Annotated in this window: 17 protein-coding genes; 3 read left to right on the top strand and 14 right to left on the bottom strand. The window is 54.0% G+C overall.

Features of this window, described 5'->3' with window-relative positions; translation table 11 throughout:
- Positions 1–150: 150 nt before the first annotated feature.
- The 6 genes from PEH01S_RS09175 to PEH01S_RS09200 all read right to left on the bottom strand — a co-directional run bounded on the left by PEH01S_RS09175 (position 151) and on the right by PEH01S_RS09200 (position 4,501).
- The gene (locus PEH01S_RS09175; RefSeq protein WP_025844353.1) at positions 151–366 is read right to left on the bottom strand and encodes a hypothetical protein; all 216 of its coding nucleotides are present in this window, start codon (positions 364–366) and stop codon (positions 151–153) included.
- A gap of 177 nt (positions 367–543) precedes the next feature.
- Positions 544–1,509 (bottom strand): metal-dependent hydrolase, encoded by a 966-nt coding sequence (locus PEH01S_RS09180; RefSeq protein ID WP_127484976.1) that lies wholly within the window; start codon positions 1,507–1,509, stop codon positions 544–546.
- Positions 1,510–1,533: 24 nt separating this feature from the next.
- A complete protein-coding gene (locus PEH01S_RS09185) occupies positions 1,534–2,478 on the bottom strand; it encodes a lysophospholipid acyltransferase family protein (protein WP_127484978.1) in 945 nt (314 codons plus the stop codon).
- Complete coding sequence (locus PEH01S_RS09190; protein WP_127484980.1) at positions 2,454–3,263, bottom strand: GNAT family N-acetyltransferase; 810 nt, start codon at positions 3,261–3,263, stop codon at positions 2,454–2,456. The genes PEH01S_RS09185 and PEH01S_RS09190 overlap by 25 nt, the downstream gene beginning before the upstream one ends.
- Before the next feature lie 187 nt (positions 3,264–3,450).
- The gene (locus PEH01S_RS09195) at positions 3,451–4,143 is read right to left on the bottom strand and encodes an LrgB family protein (RefSeq protein ID WP_025844345.1); all 693 of its coding nucleotides are present in this window, start codon (positions 4,141–4,143) and stop codon (positions 3,451–3,453) included.
- Positions 4,130–4,501: a CidA/LrgA family protein gene (locus PEH01S_RS09200; protein ID WP_127484982.1), complete on the bottom strand. Its 372-nt coding sequence runs from the start codon at positions 4,499–4,501 to the stop codon at positions 4,130–4,132. The genes PEH01S_RS09195 and PEH01S_RS09200 overlap by 14 nt, the downstream gene beginning before the upstream one ends.
- A gap of 155 nt (positions 4,502–4,656) precedes the next feature.
- Here PEH01S_RS09200 and tlp point away from each other — a divergent pair, with 155 nt between their 5' ends.
- Positions 4,657–4,878 carry a small acid-soluble spore protein Tlp gene (tlp, locus tag PEH01S_RS09205; RefSeq protein WP_025844342.1) on the top strand — a complete coding sequence of 74 codons (222 nt, stop codon included), beginning with the start codon at positions 4,657–4,659 and terminating at the stop codon, positions 4,876–4,878.
- Positions 4,879–4,983: 105 nt separating this feature from the next.
- Here tlp and rnz read toward each other — a convergent pair whose 3' ends face one another.
- Together rnz and metH are read right to left on the bottom strand one after the other, a co-directional pair.
- On the bottom strand, positions 4,984–5,952 hold the full coding sequence (gene rnz, locus PEH01S_RS09210) for a ribonuclease Z (RefSeq protein ID WP_127484984.1): 969 nt from the start codon (positions 5,950–5,952) through the stop codon (positions 4,984–4,986).
- Between the two features lie 146 nt (positions 5,953–6,098).
- Positions 6,099–9,533, bottom strand: coding sequence for a methionine synthase (gene metH, locus PEH01S_RS09215; protein WP_127484986.1), 3,435 nt, complete (start codon positions 9,531–9,533; stop codon positions 6,099–6,101).
- A gap of 281 nt (positions 9,534–9,814) precedes the next feature.
- Here metH and PEH01S_RS09220 point away from each other — a divergent pair, with 281 nt between their 5' ends.
- Positions 9,815–10,357 (top strand): 1,2-dihydroxy-3-keto-5-methylthiopentene dioxygenase, encoded by a 543-nt coding sequence (locus PEH01S_RS09220; RefSeq protein WP_025844337.1) that lies wholly within the window; start codon positions 9,815–9,817, stop codon positions 10,355–10,357.
- 195 nt (positions 10,358–10,552) lie between these two features.
- On the opposite strand, the gene PEH01S_RS09225 is transcribed toward PEH01S_RS09220, so the two are convergent.
- From PEH01S_RS09225 to PEH01S_RS09240, 4 genes are all read right to left on the bottom strand, one after another.
- Positions 10,553–11,344 (bottom strand): HAD family hydrolase, encoded by a 792-nt coding sequence (locus PEH01S_RS09225; RefSeq protein ID WP_127484988.1) that lies wholly within the window; start codon positions 11,342–11,344, stop codon positions 10,553–10,555.
- Positions 11,345–11,386: 42 nt separating this feature from the next.
- On the bottom strand, positions 11,387–11,902 hold the full coding sequence (locus PEH01S_RS09230) for a hypothetical protein (RefSeq protein ID WP_174807116.1): 516 nt from the start codon (positions 11,900–11,902) through the stop codon (positions 11,387–11,389).
- Positions 11,903–12,163: 261 nt separating this feature from the next.
- Positions 12,164–12,358: a DUF896 domain-containing protein gene (locus tag PEH01S_RS09235; protein ID WP_025844334.1), complete on the bottom strand. Its 195-nt coding sequence runs from the start codon at positions 12,356–12,358 to the stop codon at positions 12,164–12,166.
- Positions 12,359–12,517: 159 nt separating this feature from the next.
- Positions 12,518–12,886 (bottom strand): LysM peptidoglycan-binding domain-containing protein, encoded by a 369-nt coding sequence (locus tag PEH01S_RS09240; RefSeq protein ID WP_025844333.1) that lies wholly within the window; start codon positions 12,884–12,886, stop codon positions 12,518–12,520.
- A 147-nt stretch (positions 12,887–13,033) separates the two neighbouring features.
- Here PEH01S_RS09240 and lexA point away from each other — a divergent pair, with 147 nt between their 5' ends.
- Positions 13,034–13,654: a transcriptional repressor LexA gene (gene lexA / locus PEH01S_RS09245; RefSeq protein WP_025844332.1), complete on the top strand. Its 621-nt coding sequence runs from the start codon at positions 13,034–13,036 to the stop codon at positions 13,652–13,654.
- A 165-nt stretch (positions 13,655–13,819) separates the two neighbouring features.
- Here lexA and glnA read toward each other — a convergent pair whose 3' ends face one another.
- Together glnA and PEH01S_RS09255 are read right to left on the bottom strand one after the other, a co-directional pair.
- On the bottom strand, positions 13,820–15,157 hold the full coding sequence (gene glnA / locus PEH01S_RS09250) for a type I glutamate--ammonia ligase (protein WP_025844331.1): 1,338 nt from the start codon (positions 15,155–15,157) through the stop codon (positions 13,820–13,822).
- Between the two features lie 92 nt (positions 15,158–15,249).
- A complete protein-coding gene (locus PEH01S_RS09255) occupies positions 15,250–15,663 on the bottom strand; it encodes a MerR family transcriptional regulator (RefSeq protein ID WP_127484992.1) in 414 nt (137 codons plus the stop codon).
- Positions 15,664–15,711: the final 48 nt, after the last annotated feature.

Below are 15,711 nucleotides of genomic sequence, written 5' to 3' on the forward strand. Positions count from 1 at the left end.
GGAGCCATTCGATCTTGGGGGGGAGAGTGCGAGCATTTTAGGAAGGGGTTCATCTTAAGAGAAAATGCCAAGCGGCAGTCGAGTAGAAAAGCCTTTGCCTGCCGCCCATCGGACCGGCCGGTCCCAATCGCTCTAAACGCATCGATCAACTTAGAGCACGTCGGAGGAATCATCGTAGTCGAACCGGATGCCGTCATGCATGGACACCTTATGAATCGAAGCCGAGCTCATGGCCGCGTTTGCGCTCACCTGGAGCTTGCCCAGCACTTCCTGGAACGGCCGGGCTTTGGCGCCGCTTGATTGCGACCGAATGGCAAGCTGCAGCGCCTGCTCGATTACGGCGATATCCTGGCTTGTAAAATCCATTCCGTCAACCTCCCCATGCTTGGATGTTTACTGGAACTATTCTAACCCGATCGATTTTTATTCATACCTCGGGGCATAGCCGTATTGCCGATTATGGCTCGGGCAAATCACGCTTCGCAGCTTTGCGGACCTGAGGCCCGACCGTTTTCGTCACATTTCGACAATCCCCAGCAGGGTTTACACATACGGCGGGTCCCACGCTTTTTTCCTCCAGCCGAGCGTTTGACTAACGACCTTAAAATCCCGGTCGAGCGTTACGTCGACCCCGAAGGGGAGCTCGTGATTGTGCCAAAACCGCATATCCCGCCATCGGACCTCATAGCCGTCCTGCCTCTCGGTGCAAGTGACATGCACACGCTGCGCAAAATGCAAAAACGCCCGCACGCCATCAACCGCACGGGTCGCCTCTACAGCCATGCCGCCCTCGGTATGTTTGGCGTAAGTATCTTCGATCGTCAGCTCCTTGCCATGAACGGTTCCCGTATAAAAAGCATCGCTGCTCTCAAGCACAAACTGCCAGCGGAACCAGTGCAGACTCGGGACGACGTGGCATATCCCTTCCAGCCCAAGCCGCTTTCTTACGAAACGGACTACGCCCCGGTGATGAAGCAGGCGCCCTCCGATGTACATAAATGTAAACAAATAAATCCACAAAAACATCCATCCCGGATTAAACCCCGTCGCCAGCCATACGGCCAAACCTGCACCATGCGTCCCAAACAGCACCGGCTCGAACAACGGGAGCGCATCGAGGTGGTGCCAGCGCTGCGAGAACGGACGAAAGCACTGAACGCCGTAGGCGTTAAGCCAATCCAGAAACACGTGGAAAACGACGGCAGCCAACGTCCAGGCGAAAACAAGCGGCTCGTGCTCCCATACCCCGAATCCCCAAGCGATCGGTACAGAAATCGCCAGCGGCCATAAAAGCATCGCAGGAAGCGAGTGTGTCATTCCACGATGCAGCCGGATGTATGCGGCATAGCCCCCAATCCGGGCAATCGTATCGAAATCCGGCGCATGCGAACCGATCAACGTGGCCGCCAGCACCGCATGCAGCAGCGCCGGTTCTTGAGCCACTTCAGGCTGAAGCATAGCCAGACCTGCCAATGTAGCGCCAAACAACAGATGACTTCCGGTATCCATGCAGCTTTAGGCCTCCTTCGCTTGTCACGCCGTATGCGTCCTTCGCGGCTCTGTACGAGGCCCTGCCCCGCTTTGCTCGCTTTCCCAGCGCTGCTCGGCGTTAAACCAATAAAACCACTGTTCGGGCCGCTCCCGAATGACCCGTTCCATGAAGCGGTTCAGCACATTCGTCGCCTCGGCCCGCGTCGCCCGTGTGAACGAAGAGGAAAGGTACAGCGGGGCTTCAAACCGCATCCGGTGTACCCATCCGCGCTCGCGCCACCCGCTGAACGGAATGATAGGCACGCGCTGCTCGATCGACAGCGTCGAAGCGCCCTCGGGCGTACGCGTCATCCGGCCGAAGAAACGGGCGGGCGGAAACGTCGGACGCCAGAAATCTCCAAGCAAAAAGACGACGCCCCCCGCCTGCAAATGCTTCCGCAGCTTACGAAGCAGCTCCAGCGGCGGCGTATTATCATAATCGAGCCCCGGACAGCCCATGTCCAGAAACTTCAAATACAGCGGCCGCAGTTCTGGGCTGCCACCGGTGGCCACGGTCAGACACGAGTACTTCTGGCATAAATACCAGTAGTAGTAAAAAAAGTTACCCGCATGCGGCGTATAGACAATCGCACCGCGGCCTAGTCGCAGCGCTTCTTCCAGGTGCGCTTCCCCTTCCGTGCGGAACCGCCATTTCTCGCTGCCCGGCAGCCTGTGCGACTCCAGCAAAATTTCATAAAGCGCAAATATGACATTTTCGGTATAGCGAAGCCCTGCCTTCCTGATCTGCTGAGCCGACCGCTCCGGCAAAAGCTCCTTCATATTGCCCTGCACCTTGCGTCTCAAGCCCGGACCCGCGCAACTGTACAGGAGGAGAGCCACCAGTCGGCACAGCGCAGCCATTACGCTTCGCGGCAGCAGACCGCACCTCCGCGCCCAACGCTCGCATGCTTGCCGGTCCGCGGTCACTTTGGCAATCCATTCGTACAAGCTCCCACCCCCTGGCCTTTTAAGAAATGCTTCTTATATCTGCGGGTGATCCGGTCCTTTTCCAGCACGATAAAAAAGTCTATCGTATCGAACAGGCTGTCGTACGCCGGATCGCCGCCAATCTCCGCCCCAAGCCATTGATAGCCCTTCATCAGCGGCGGCAGCAAGCGGAAAATTTCTTTCTCGGTCAGCTCAGATTCGACCGTTCGCAGCCCCCGAATCCGGTGCGTTTCCAACGGACGGACGCCGTACCGCTCCGTGATGACCTGCTTGCTGCGAAGCATCGTGTAGATCAGATTCAGTTCCTCCAAGTTCGGAAGACGCACACTCGCGCAGCCGATCAAATAGCGATAGCCCAGCTCGGTCATATACGCGGCAATACCTTCCCATAGCATCTGGATCGCTCTGCTTCCGCGGTAAGCCGGTGCGATACAGCTTCTCCCCAGCTCCAGCGTCTGTCGCTTCAGCGAATCGAACGCGTGCAGGTCGAATTCGGTCTCCGAGTAGAATCCGATGCCCGAGCTCGCCCGCTCTCCCGGCAGCAGCCGGTACGTGCCGACAACTTCTCCAGTGGTTAAATCTTTGACGATCAGATGATCGCAATAATCATCGTAGCTATCCCGCTCCAATCCGTTCTCGGTTCGCATCCGCATGTTTTTCTCTTCTTCCACAAAAACCTGGTACCTTAAACGCAGTGCCTGCTCCACTTCCAAGTCGGTATCCGCCAGCTTTACGGTTAAGATGGACGGCTCGCTTGCGGCTTGACTTGCTGCTAGTCGGATCATCGTCAACACGCCTTTCTCCAAGTAAAGGTTGATGGGATGAAAGTTACAGCTTTAGGTAGCAGACGATTATTAGGATAGCGTTTTCGCGGTGTAAAGCTTTTGTAAGGCTTCGCCCGGCTTGTCCGGCTTTCCGGCGCAAAAAAGAACCGTTCGGCAGAACGGCTCCAATAAAATTTTGCTTTGAACATTACCGCAACCATAAATACAGCGGAATAAACAGCAGCGACGTCAAAATCGCCGCAGCGCCCATCGCGAAGCCGCTGACGCTGCCCGCCAGCTCCGAATCGCGAATGATCCGCGCCGTGCCGATGCCATGTGACGAGGTGCCGATGGCAGTACCGATCGAGATATCGTCACGCACGCCGGCCAACCGCAGCAGCCCCGGTCCGAACATGCTTCCGATCAAGCCTGTCAGAACGGTCAGCACGGCGGTCAACTCGGGAATCCCTCCCGCTTGACGCGAAATCTCAAGCGCAATCGGCGAAGTGACCGATTTGGGCATCATGGTCACAAGCAGCTCGCGGCTGCCTCCGAGCACCCATACGAGTCCTGCGGACAGCAGCAATGCGCTGATGGAACCGACGGTAATGCCTGCAGCGATCGGCAATAGGGCATTGCGGATTCGCTGCGCGTTTTTATACAGCGGGATGCCGAGCGCTACTGTCGCAGGACCGAGCAGGAACACAATATAGTCTCCGCCTTTTCGGTAGGCTTCGTAAGGCACGTTCATGGCCAACAGGAAAACGATTACAAGCGCCGAGCACGTCAGCAGAGGATGAAGCGCTTTCCAGCGCTGCTGAAGCGCGAGCGCAACCGCATAGGCCAGCACCGTCAAGGCGATGCCGAACAGCGGCTGCTCCGTCCATTCACGGAACGTCATGACGACGATCCCCCTCCTTCCGTGCGCGTCCGCCGCCAAGGAGCTTGGCCGTCCATCCCGTCACGAGCAGCACTCCGAACGTGCTGGCAAACAAGCTGACCAGAATGGTACATGCCTGCTCCCCGATCCAAGAAAAAAACACCATCGTCCCGACGACAATCGGCGCAAAGAGCAGCAGCATATGCTTGATCAAGAAGCTCCCGGCCTCCTCGACCCATTCCACCTTGACCCACTTTAGAAACAGACTGGCCGTAAACAAAATCAAACCGATAACATTCGCCGGAAGCGGAAGCTGCAAGCCCAGCTGCAAAATCGTTCCCAGCAAATAAAAACCGAGCAAGATGGCAAAACCGCGCATCAGGAGCCGCCTCCCTTCTCCCCAAAAATATCAGCCCGTTCCGCAGGATACCAAATACGATGCGTTCATGCATATTCCGGCAGGGACAGTGGCACCGTAAAGATGGTGCGCTATCCAAGCGCCATACTTTTACAATAAAGGAGTTGGATGGGACTATGGCTAAACCGGACAACCGTGCCGACAACGTGGATCATCTGCAAAAAAACATCAACCACACCATTGAAAACCTGAATGAAGCCGAAGATTATTTGAGCGAGCATGCCGATGAAATCAGCCCGCAGGAACGGGAGCAAATCGCGTCTAAAAACGAACGCCGCCGCGAAAGCTTGGACGCCTTCCGCTCGGAAATTAAAGACGAGGCAGAAAATCAACAATAGTTGCAGGCCGTCAACAGGGTAGGATACAAAAACCTCCGGTTCCTTGCAGACCTATGTAAGGAACGGAGGTTTTTGTCATACCGGCGATGCTATGCGGTTCATTTCCTACAGCGGAGCCGTTCCACCGACAGCCGGCGAAGGTTTTCGCATAGGGATGTCCAAACGAAAATGATCGTGCGCAAGATAAGTTTCATCATGAACCGTTCGCGCTTCTTCCCGCAGCCGCTCGACCTCCGCGTCCTGATACCGGGAGCTGATATGGGTCAAAACCAGCATTTTGGCCCCCGCTTCCCGGGCAGTGCGTGCCGCATCCATCGCCGTGGAATGATCATACTGTATGGCAAGCTCCTTGCGGTCCTCCGCAAAGGTCGCTTCGTGCACCAGCACATCTGCCTGGCGTGCAAGCGTGACGGCATGCTCGCAAGGCTGGGTATCGCCAAGAATGGTCACGATCCGGCCGGGAACGGGAGGGCCGATAAAGCGGCTGGCTTCCAGCACCGTGCCGTCCTCCAGAGTAACGGTCTCGCCTTTCTTGATTTTTCCATATAGCGGTCCCGAAGCGACGCCGAGCTCCTTCAGTTTCGCCGCGTCGAGCTTCCCCTTCTGCGGCTTTTCTTCAATGCGATAGCCGTAGCTGTCAACCCGATGAACCAGAGGAGCCGCCTTTACGATGAATTGCTCATCCTCGTACACCACGAATTCCGTCTTTTCTTGAAACTCCACAATGTCCGTCTGGTACCCAAGATGGGAATCGCTGACCCGCAGCGACGTTTCTACAAACTCCCGGATGCCTGTCGGCCCGTAAATGGTGAACGGCGTATCCCCGCCTTGATACGAGCGGCTCGACATGAGCCCTGGAAGACCGTAAATATGATCGCCGTGCAGATGGGTAACGAACAGCTTTTCCAGCTTGCTGATTTTGACCGGCGCCCGTAATATTTGGTGCTGCGTCCCTTCCCCGCAGTCGAACATCCAATAGACGTTTCGTTCCGCAAGCAGATTCAGCATGACGGAGGTGACATTCCGCTCTTTGGAGGGCATACCGGCGCCCGTCCCGAGAAAATACAGCTCCAAGCTCCATCGACCCCATTTCTATCGTTCCGATTGGTAAGAAAGCTTACATATGTTCACGCTTCTGCGAAGCCAGGCTTTCTTTGTGTTTAAACAAAAGAGTGGAGCGACCAAGGCCCCACCCCATTTATAGCATACCCAAAAAACGGCTATGCGTTGAAATAACGAGCCTGCGGATGCGCAAACACGATCGCCGAGACGGACGCCTCCGGTTCCATCATGCTGCCTTCCGTCAAATGTACGCCGATATCCTCCGGCTTCATCAAAGCAAACAGCTGCTGTTGGTCATCGAGGTTCGGACACGCCGGATAGCCGAACGAGAACCGCTGGCCGCGGTATTTGGCTCCGAAGCGCTCCTGCATCGTCATTTCGGCCGGGTCCGGGAAGCCCCATACGTCGCGCATCATTTGGTGTATGCGTTCGGCGAACCCTTCGGCGGTTTCGAGTGCCGCCGCTTGAAGCGCATGAGACCGCAGGTAGTCGCCTTTACTCCGCCACTCGGCCGCCAGATCGCTGACGCCATGACCGGCTGTCACGACAAGGAAGCCGACGTAATCCATGATCCCGCTATCTACCGGCTTAAGGTAGTCGGCCAAGCACAAGTACGGCTCTTTCTCCTGCCGCGGGAACGTAAACTTCTGAAGCACCTTCGTATGATCCTCGGGGTCGTAGACGAGCACATCGTTGCCGTCCGACTGCGCCGGGAAGAAACGGTACATGCCGTGCGCTTGAAGAATGCCGTTTTTCTGTGCCTCCGCGAGCAGCTCATCAACGGTTTCTTTGAGCTGCAGCGCCTTCGGATCTTTCTCGGCCAGCAGTTGGTCGACCTTCCCCTTCAAGCCAAGATGATGTCCTAGCAGCATCTGCATGTTGATATACGGGATCAGATGGCTTATCGGATAGTCGCGCAGCACGCGGCGCTCCAAGCTCGGCGGCACCTGCACCGGAACGTCCCGGTCCACCGACGACGTCCTGACGCGGGTCAAGACCGGCATTTGCTCTTCTTTGCGGCCGGATTCCTTCACGTCGGATTCCATGCTGTCCCGAAGCTCCCGGACAAGCTGCTGCCGCTGCTCGGGGTCGCTCAGCTTGTTCGCAATATCCAGCCCGTCCATCGCGTCTTTGGCATACAGAACCAAACCGTCATACTCCGGTGCAATGCGTGTCTTGGTGAACTTCCGGGTCAGCGCCGCGCCGCCCACCAGAATCGGCACGTCGATGCCGGCCGTCTTCAAGTCCTGCGCCGTGACGATCATTTGCTGCGCCGATTTGACGAGCAGCCCGGACAGCCCGATCGCATCCGGCCGCTCCTTCCGGTAAGCGTCGATCAACTGCTCCGGCGGTACTTTAATACCCAGGTTGATGATCTGGTACCCGTTGTTGGACAGAATAATTTCGACCAAGTTTTTGCCGATATCGTGGACATCGCCTTTGACTGTGGCCAAAATGATTTTTCCTTTCACGGCGCTTTCCGACTTCTCCATGAACGGCTCCAAATAAGCAACGGACGCCTTCATGACCTCGGCACTTTGCAGCACCTCCGCCACGATCAGCTCATTATTGTTAAACAGCCGGCCAACTTCCTCCATGCCTTTCATCAGCGGGCCGTTGATAATATCAAGCGGCTTGTATTTTTGCAGCGCTGCGTCCAAATCCGCGATCAGCCCGTCCTTCGTGCCTTCGACAACGTAAGAGGCCAGCCGCTCTTCCAGCGTTAAGTTTGAAATTTTCTCCTTCTTCTCGACCTTCTTCGTACGGAAGTGCGCTACGAATTCGGCCAGCGTTTCGTCGTTTGTATCGTAGATCAGGCTTTCGGCAAGCCGGCGCTCTTCTTCGGGTATGGACGCATAGCGCTCCAGCTTTTCCGTATTGACGATCGCATAGTCCAGCCCGGCTTTCGTACAATGATACAAGAAGACGGCGTTCAACACCTCGCGGCCCGCTTCCGGCAAGCCGAACGATACGTTGCTCAGACCAAGAATCGTCTCGGTGTCAGGCATCGCCTCTTTGATTAACCGGATTCCTTCGATCGTCTCCTTGGCCGAACCGATATACTGCTGGTCGCCCGTTCCGACCGGGAAAACAAGCGGGTCAAAAATAATATCGTTCGGGTGCATGCCGTACTTGTTCACCAGCAAATCATAGGAGCGCTGTGCCACTTCAAGCTTGTCTTTGGCTGTAATGGCTTGCCCCCGTTCGTCAATCGTGCCGACGACAGCGGCCGCGCCGTATTTATGAATAAGCGGCACGACCTTCTCGAACTTCTCTTCCCCGTCTTCGAGGTTGATCGAGTTGATGATGGCTTTCCCTTGCGAATATTTGAGGCCCAGCTCGATTACCCGATAATCCGTGGAATCGAGCATAAGCGGCACTTTCACTTTTTTAACGACTAGCTCCAAAAACTTCTGCATATCGCTCATTTCGTCGCGGTCCGGGTCCTGCAGACAGACGTCGATCACATGCGCGCCACCTTTCACCTGCGCCCGGGCAATCTCGGATGCTTCCTCATACTTGCCTTCGGCAATCAGCCGCTTAAACTTCCGCGATCCGAGAACGTTCGTCCGCTCCCCAACCATGTAAGGGCGGTTCGCATCTTCAATGTAGACCGTCTCGATGCCGGATACCGCGGGCGGATGCTCTCCCCGGTGACTGCGCGGCTGGTACTGGCTAAGCGTTTCGGCCATCGCGCGGATATGATCCGGGGTCGTTCCGCAGCAGCCGCCGGCAATGTTCAGCCAGCCCTGCTCGGCAAAGCCTGCCAGCTTCTTGGCGAGCGATTCCGGCGATTCGTGGTACTGCCCGTTCTCGTCCGGCAGACCGGCGTTCGGATAGCAGCTTACCGCCGTCCCTGCAATATCGGCCAGCGTCCGAATATGATCGCGCATGAACTCCGGTCCGGTAGCGCAGTTCAGCCCGACGGAAATCGGGTTAAGGTGCTCAAGCGAAATATAGAACGATTCGATATTTTGGCCGGCCAGCGTCGTGCCCATAGGCTCGATCGTACCGGATATCATGATCGGCAGCTTGCGGCCTTCCGTCTCAAACGCTTTTCGGATGCCGATGCTGCCGGCTTTGACGTTCAACGTGTCCTGCGACGTTTCAAGCAGCAGCGCGTCCACACCTGCCTCCATCAACGCAAGCGCTTGTTCGTAGTAGCTGTCCACGAGTTCGTCGAAGGTGACTCCGCCGGTTACGGAAAGCGTCTTCGTCGTCGGGCCCATCGCACCGATAACGTATCTGGGCCATTCCGGGGTACTGTATTTTTCAGCCGCTTCGATTGCCAGCTTGGCCGCTGCCAGATTAAGCTCCCGCGCGCGGTCCTGCAAATCGTATTCCGCCAGTACGACGCTTGTTGCGCCGAACGTATTTGTCTCTACCATATCGGCACCGGCCGCAAAATACGCTTCATGAATTTTACGAATCACGTCAGGCCGCGTGACCGCCAAAATTTCGTTGCAGCCATCCAACTCGTCGCCGCCAAAATCGGCAGCGGTTAAATTCTCCTGTTGGATCATCGTTCCCATGGCGCCGTCTAAAATCATAATTTTTTTCTGTAATTGCTCCTGCAATAAAGGCTTGCTCATCCGTGATCCCCTTTCACCCTGCCGCCCCGCTCCGTTCTGTATTGGGGTCGGATACTCCTGCAGCCGATCTATGATCTCGCACCGTACTGCGCATGATACTCACAAATTATGTAACCTTAAGTGTATCAGAAACGATGCCTATTGAAAAGCAATTGTGACAAAAATCAGCACTTATCTAATGAATCCTATCGGATTTATATACATTATACATCGACAGATGCTCCCCCTTCCACTATAATAAAAAGCAGAAGTTACGAATTCAAGAAGGAAGAGGGAGAAACATGGCAGAAATTCGCATTCGCAACACCAACGAGCGCATCTCGGGCGAAGCCAACGTGAAGGCTTTTTTGGATAAGCAAGAGGTGCTTTATGAGCATTGGAACGCCGCTAAACTGCCCGCAGAGCTTCAAGGGAAATTCTCGTTGACAGACGAGGAAAAATCGCAGATTTTGGCTACCTACGATGAAGAAATCCGCGATCTGGCCAGCCGCCGCGGCTACCGGACTTGGGACATCGTCGCGCTGTCCGACGCCACCCCGAATTTGGATGAGCTGCTCAAAAAATTCGAACAAGTGCACACGCATACGGAAGACGAAGTTCGCGCCATCACGGCCGGCAAAGGGATTTTCATCATTAAAGGGACAGACGATGTCGGTTATTTCGACGTTGAGTTGGAAGCCGGCGACGTGATCTCGGTTCCGGAGCACAAGCCGCATTTCTTCACTCTGATGGAAAACCGTCAAATCGTAGCTGTCCGTCTGTTCATCGAAACCGAGGGTTGGATCGCACATCCGTTCGAAGACCCGACTTTCCAAAAAGCATAAGGGCGACTTCGGTATAAAAAGCAAGCGATTAGCGCTTGATCAGTTGTTGAAAAAATCAATATTTAAGCAAACAAGCCCCTTGTTGTCAAAGGCGGCTTGTTTTATTTTTAGCGCAACAAAAAGCCCGCCACATGGAATTGGCGGGCTCAAATTGTCAGCGGACATGTCCCGAAGACAAAGGTTTAGGTTCTAAGCTTACAAGGAATCAATGATCTTCTGAATGTCCCGAAGGCTCGTAATTTCGTGCGCCGGAGTAATTTCGTCCGTCAATGGAAGCCCGTGGCGGTTAATCCACATATTCCGCATCCCGATCGAGTTGGAGCCCAAAATGTCCGTCGTCAGCTTGTCGCCAATCATGACGCCTTCTTCAGCCGAAATGCCTAGCAGCCGCATCGCGTGCTCGAAAATCGATACCGCCGGTTTTCCCTCGCCAAATTCGCCGGAAATGACGATATGATCGAAGTAAGGAGCAAGCTGCGGGACGCCCGCCAGCTTCTCTTTTTGCAGATCAGGCGAACCGTTCGTAAGCAGAAGCAGCTTGTACTTTCCTTTTAGTTGATCCAATACCTCGAACGTCTCTTCATAAACAATTGGACGGTTTCTTCGCTCGGCCGGAAACATCTCCGCCAGCTTAAGCCCGAGCGCGGCATCTTCTATTCCCAGAGCCTTTAGGCCGCGTGTCCACGAATCTCGCTGATAAGACGGGGCCAACGATCGAAGCTTGCGGAACTCTTCCTGTTCTCCTTCGACAAACCGAGCCCACAGTCCTTCAAACGGATTAATTCCGATTTTCTTGGTGAACGGGAACGTCTCGAACGATTCGTATAATGCCCGCGCTTCGCGTCTTACGGCTTCCTCAAGCTGGACAGGATCGATCTCGTAATGCTTGGCGGCCTCGCTGCAAGTCGCCTGAAACGCTTCTTTTACACTGCGCTCGTCCCAGAGCAGCGTATCGTCCAAATCAAAAAGCACTGCCTTGATTGCCATAAGCCGGATTCCTCTTTCTCCCCTGTGATGTCGGTTTTATCTTTAAGATTCTTGCTTGAATGCCACTTGATTTTTTTGAGCAAATTCCTGAAGCTTTTCCTTCGCCGCATCCACGGGGAATTGATGATAGAATTTCGTGTATCCCCAACGAGCTCCCTTCGGCTTTAACGTAATTAAGATCGAATCCTTCGTCACGGAAATTTCGTCGATCATATCCGCACTCATGGTCCGGTCTCCGCCGAAGCGGCGGGAGGTAAGCGAATCCGGGCCTATTTTTAACAGCGGCCGACGGACCCAATAAATCAATAGCGCAAGAACAATGTAGCTCGCGCCTGTGAACCAGTACATCTGATCCTGTCCTGCTTGACCGCGGAATATGATGAAGCAGAAGATCCCGGTGGCGACCAGTATCATCGGCAGAAACCAGCTTCGTCCTTTGAAGGTAACTGAGTTATCGGAGGCGCTTGACTGCGAAATCGCTTCCTTGCCGCTTTTTTTGCGCTGAATGTTGGTTACTTTCGTATTCTTGCGAACCATGCGTTCCCATTTCCGTGACATAGCTGAACCCCTTTATCCATTCTTTCTACACTTCCCGTTAACTCGTGGATCCCGAGCGATTTCGTCGACCGAGACGCCCAAATACGCCAAAAAGTTGGAGCATCCAAGTGTACCGCGTACTTTTCCAGCGGCAACTAGATCGTCCAACGAATAATGCGTATCTCAAGTAGATGTAACTTAATCCGGACCTGAACTCTGAAACAGACGATGTGTTCCTAGACGCCAGGAAACGCTGTATCCGTTAAGCCAGCCCTCTTCTCCTTACTTTTTCTCGTCCTCATCCACAAATTTAATGTTGTCCAGTTGAGAACGCAAGGAGGATTTAAAAGAATCGATATACTTTTTCCTTAGTGCGTTGCGCTCATCCATTTCTTCTTCCGTTAATCCTTCGGCTTTCGCCTTGCGGGCCAACTCATTGATCCGCTTAACGGTTACGTCGTGCTCCGATTCAATCATGCTTGTCCTCCCGGTAATGTTAGGTCTCCGTTCGTGAATCCGCGAACGATAAGAGTTTCATATCAAATTATACTTTGACATTACCGGATTTGAAAGTCAAGAGATAGAGCCGAAGCCCTGCGGAAGAAATTCAGAAAATTAAAACAGCCAGCTATATATTTATGGAAGCAGCAGCTTTTGCCCTTCATGAATCGTGACGTTCTTCAAGTTGTTCAACCGTTTTATCTGAAAGACATACTCTCTCACGTCTTGTCCTTTGGCCGCGTGCGACGAAGCAATGCTCCACAAGGTATCGCCTTGGCTTACAACTACATAACTTTGAGCGGGTGCTGCGCCTTTGGCATAAGCGTCATCGTTCCCTACCCATGCGGATACCGTGCCTCCGACAAAGAGCAGCAGCGTTACCGAGATAACAAAAATCATAACCCGCACATATGTTCGGTTTTTTTTCAATTTGGAAGCGGGATCTATGGAGACGGCAGCCGAACTGCGATTGTATTGAGCTAGCATTTGACTGTTCTGATACATAAACATCATCCCCCAAACATTTGTTCTGTTCTGAATTTAACACGAACAAACGTTTGTGTCAATCCATTTTTTCGAACTTATGTTTGTACGAACTCCGGTTCTGTGTTATACTCCTAAGTAATGATTACCAAAAATGGAGTGATTCATATGGGCAAGATATCCACTCGCCAGCAGGCTATTCTGGAGTTCATCAAGAACGAGGTCAAAGATAAAGGGTATCCTCCGTCCGTTCGGGAAATCGGCGAAGCGGTCGGTCTTGCTTCCAGCTCGACGGTACACGGTCATTTGGAACGGCTGGAAAAGAAAGGGCTGATCCGGCGCGATCCTACGAAGCCCAGAGCCATTGAGATTTTGGACGGTACGGCTGGCGACGGCGCATTCGCAGTTTCGGTTTCCCGCGTCCCGCTGATCGGGCGGGTTACGGCCGGTGTTCCGATTACCGCGACAGAGAACATTGAAGACTACTTCCCGCTTCCGAGCCACTTTGTCGGAGATCATAACGTCTTCATGTTGAGCGTCATCGGCGAGAGTATGATCGACGCCGGCATTCGCAACGGAGACTATGTCATCGTTCGCCAGCAGCAAACGGCTAATAACGGCGACATCGTGGTCGCTATGACCGAAGAAGACGAAGCGACGGTCAAGACATTTTATAAAGAAAAGGATCACGTCCGTCTTCAACCGGAAAACCCGACGATGGAGCCGCTCCGTCTGAAGAACGTATCGATCCTCGGCAAAGTCATTGGCGTATTCCGCAATATTCATTAATTCCATTCCCATGCAGCCAAAATCAAGACTCCTGAACAAGGAGTCTTTTTTGCGTCTGCCGGGCCCTCGGTGTCGCTTTCCGAAGATCCTTATACAAGCACAAAAAAGCCTCTCATCATGGCTTCACCATCATGAGAGGCTCCTGCTAATGCCCGGTTAAGCTTATTAATAAAGGGTCAAGTACTGATCGCGTTCCCAAGCGTGAACTTGAGTCCGGTAAATGTCCCACTCGATTTCTTTGAGCTCGACGAAGTGCGCGAGAGCGTGGTCGCCGAGCGCATCGCAGATGACATCGTCGCGAAGCAGTTCGTCGATCGCTTGCTTCAGGTCGACCGGCAGGCTTGGAATGCCCTGCTCTTCGCGCTCCTCTTCGGACATCACATAGATGTTCCGGTCGGTCGGAGGCGGCAGCTGCATTTTGTTCTTGATACCGTCGAGCCCTGCTTTAAGCATAACGGCAAGCGCGAGATACGGGTTGGCCGCCGGGTCCGGGTTGCGCACTTCCACGCGCGTGCTGAGACCGCGCGAAGCCGGAATGCGGATCATCGGGCTGCGGTTGCTGGCCGACCACGCTACGTAGCAAGGCGCCTCATAGCCAGGCACCAGACGCTTGTAAGAGTTGACCGTCGGATTCGTAATGGCCGCAAAAGCGCGGGCATGACGCAAAATGCCTGCCATATATTGTCTGGCCAACGTGCTCAGACCCAGCTTGTCGCTTTCGTCGTAGAACGCGTTCTCTTTGCCGCGGAACAGCGATTGATGGCAGTGCATTCCGGAACCGTTCACGCCGAACAGCGGTTTCGGCATAAAGGTGGCATGCAGGCCATGCTGTCTGGCGATCGTTTTGACAACGAGCTTGAACGTTTGAATCTGGTCGGCCGCTTTGATGGCGTCCGCATATTTAAAGTCGATTTCATGCTGGCCCGGAGCCACTTCGTGGTGAGACGCTTCGATTTCGAAGCCCATTTCCTCCAGCGTCAGGACGATTTCGCGGCGGCAGTTTTCTCCCAAGTCCGTCGGAGCCAGATCGAAATAACCGCCCTGGTCGTTCAATTCCATCGTCGGGTTGCCTTTTTCATCGGTTTTGAACAGGAAAAACTCCGGCTCCGGACCGACATTCATCGAGCTGAAGCCCATTTCCTCGGCTTCCTTCAGCACCGATTTCAGAATGCCGCGCGGATCGCCAGGGAACGGCCTGCCGTCCGGCAGATACACATCGCAAATCATGCGGGCAACGCGGTCTTCCGTCACCCAAGGAAAAACGACCCAAGTATTCAGATCCGGGTATAAGTACATATCGGATTCTTCGATACGAACGTAGCCTTCGATGGAAGAACCGTCGAACATCATTTTGTTGTCGAGCGCCTTCTCCAGCTGACTTACAGGAATTTCCACATTTTTAATCGTACCGAGCAGATCGGTAAATTGCAGGCGGATGAATCTTACGTTTTCTTCCTTGGCGATACGTAAAATGTCTTCCTTGGTGTATTGTTTATCCGTCACTGTACAATCTCCTCCTTAAACTATGAGACAAATTAACGGAGCGTTGTCCGGATGGGCGCGAAAGCGCTACCGGAACAAGCCCCGGCACAGCCTTACTTGCGGAAAAAGCGGGATAACTCGCCCTGAATCAGCGATACATGATTCGGACGCTTGCCGCCGCCCAATAGCTGCTGCTTCAGCATTCTGTGCAGCTGCGTGTCGGTCAGCTCCCGGCGCTTGACCTCGGTTTGCTCGTTCAAGACGGTCGCTTCCTCGGAGTTTTTATCGACCGGCAGCAGCACCTGCTTAATCCCGGCGATGTTGACTCCCTTTTCAATCAAATCTTTAATCTCGAGCAGTCTCTCGACGTCGTTGAACGAATACAACCGCTGGTTGCCTCCCGTTCGGGCCGGAATTACAAGCTCGTGCTGTTCGTAGTACCGGATTTGCCGCGCGGTTAAATCGGTCAGCTTCATTACGATGCCGATGGGAAAAAGAGCCATATTCCTGCGGATATCATCACTCATGACCATCACTCCTAAGCACTTAGAACCTTACCGTTATTGTAACCTTGT

The sequence above is a fragment of the Paenibacillus ehimensis NBRC 15659 genome, assembly GCF_004000785.1.
Classification (GTDB): domain Bacteria; phylum Bacillota; class Bacilli; order Paenibacillales; family NBRC-103111; genus Paenibacillus_G; species Paenibacillus_G ehimensis.

What these genes read in the sequence shown, in the direction of transcription:
- metH (WP_127484986.1), bottom strand. Translation starts at nt 9,533, where the DNA reads ATGAGCAAGCCTTTATTGCAGGAGCAATTACAGAAAAAAATTATGATT.
- lexA (WP_025844332.1), top strand. Translation starts at nt 13,034, where the DNA reads ATGGGCAAGATATCCACTCGCCAGCAGGCTATTCTGGAGTTCATCAAG.
- tlp (WP_025844342.1), top strand. Translation starts at nt 4,657, where the DNA reads ATGGCTAAACCGGACAACCGTGCCGACAACGTGGATCATCTGCAAAAA.
- PEH01S_RS09180 (WP_127484976.1), bottom strand. Translation starts at nt 1,509, where the DNA reads ATGGATACCGGAAGTCATCTGTTGTTTGGCGCTACATTGGCAGGTCTG.
- PEH01S_RS09240 (WP_025844333.1), bottom strand. Translation starts at nt 12,886, where the DNA reads ATGTATCAGAACAGTCAAATGCTAGCTCAATACAATCGCAGTTCGGCT.
- PEH01S_RS09195 (WP_025844345.1), bottom strand. Translation starts at nt 4,143, where the DNA reads ATGACGTTCCGTGAATGGACGGAGCAGCCGCTGTTCGGCATCGCCTTG.
- PEH01S_RS09220 (WP_025844337.1), top strand. Translation starts at nt 9,815, where the DNA reads ATGGCAGAAATTCGCATTCGCAACACCAACGAGCGCATCTCGGGCGAA.
- PEH01S_RS09230 (WP_174807116.1), bottom strand. Translation starts at nt 11,902, where the DNA reads ATGTCACGGAAATGGGAACGCATGGTTCGCAAGAATACGAAAGTAACC.
- PEH01S_RS09235 (WP_025844334.1), bottom strand. Translation starts at nt 12,358, where the DNA reads ATGATTGAATCGGAGCACGACGTAACCGTTAAGCGGATCAATGAGTTG.
- PEH01S_RS09190 (WP_127484980.1), bottom strand. Translation starts at nt 3,263, where the DNA reads ATGATCCGACTAGCAGCAAGTCAAGCCGCAAGCGAGCCGTCCATCTTA.
- PEH01S_RS09175 (WP_025844353.1), bottom strand. Translation starts at nt 366, where the DNA reads ATGGATTTTACAAGCCAGGATATCGCCGTAATCGAGCAGGCGCTGCAG.
- PEH01S_RS09200 (WP_127484982.1), bottom strand. Translation starts at nt 4,501, where the DNA reads ATGCGCGGTTTTGCCATCTTGCTCGGTTTTTATTTGCTGGGAACGATT.
- PEH01S_RS09225 (WP_127484988.1), bottom strand. Translation starts at nt 11,344, where the DNA reads ATGGCAATCAAGGCAGTGCTTTTTGATTTGGACGATACGCTGCTCTGG.
- PEH01S_RS09255 (WP_127484992.1), bottom strand. Translation starts at nt 15,663, where the DNA reads ATGAGTGATGATATCCGCAGGAATATGGCTCTTTTTCCCATCGGCATC.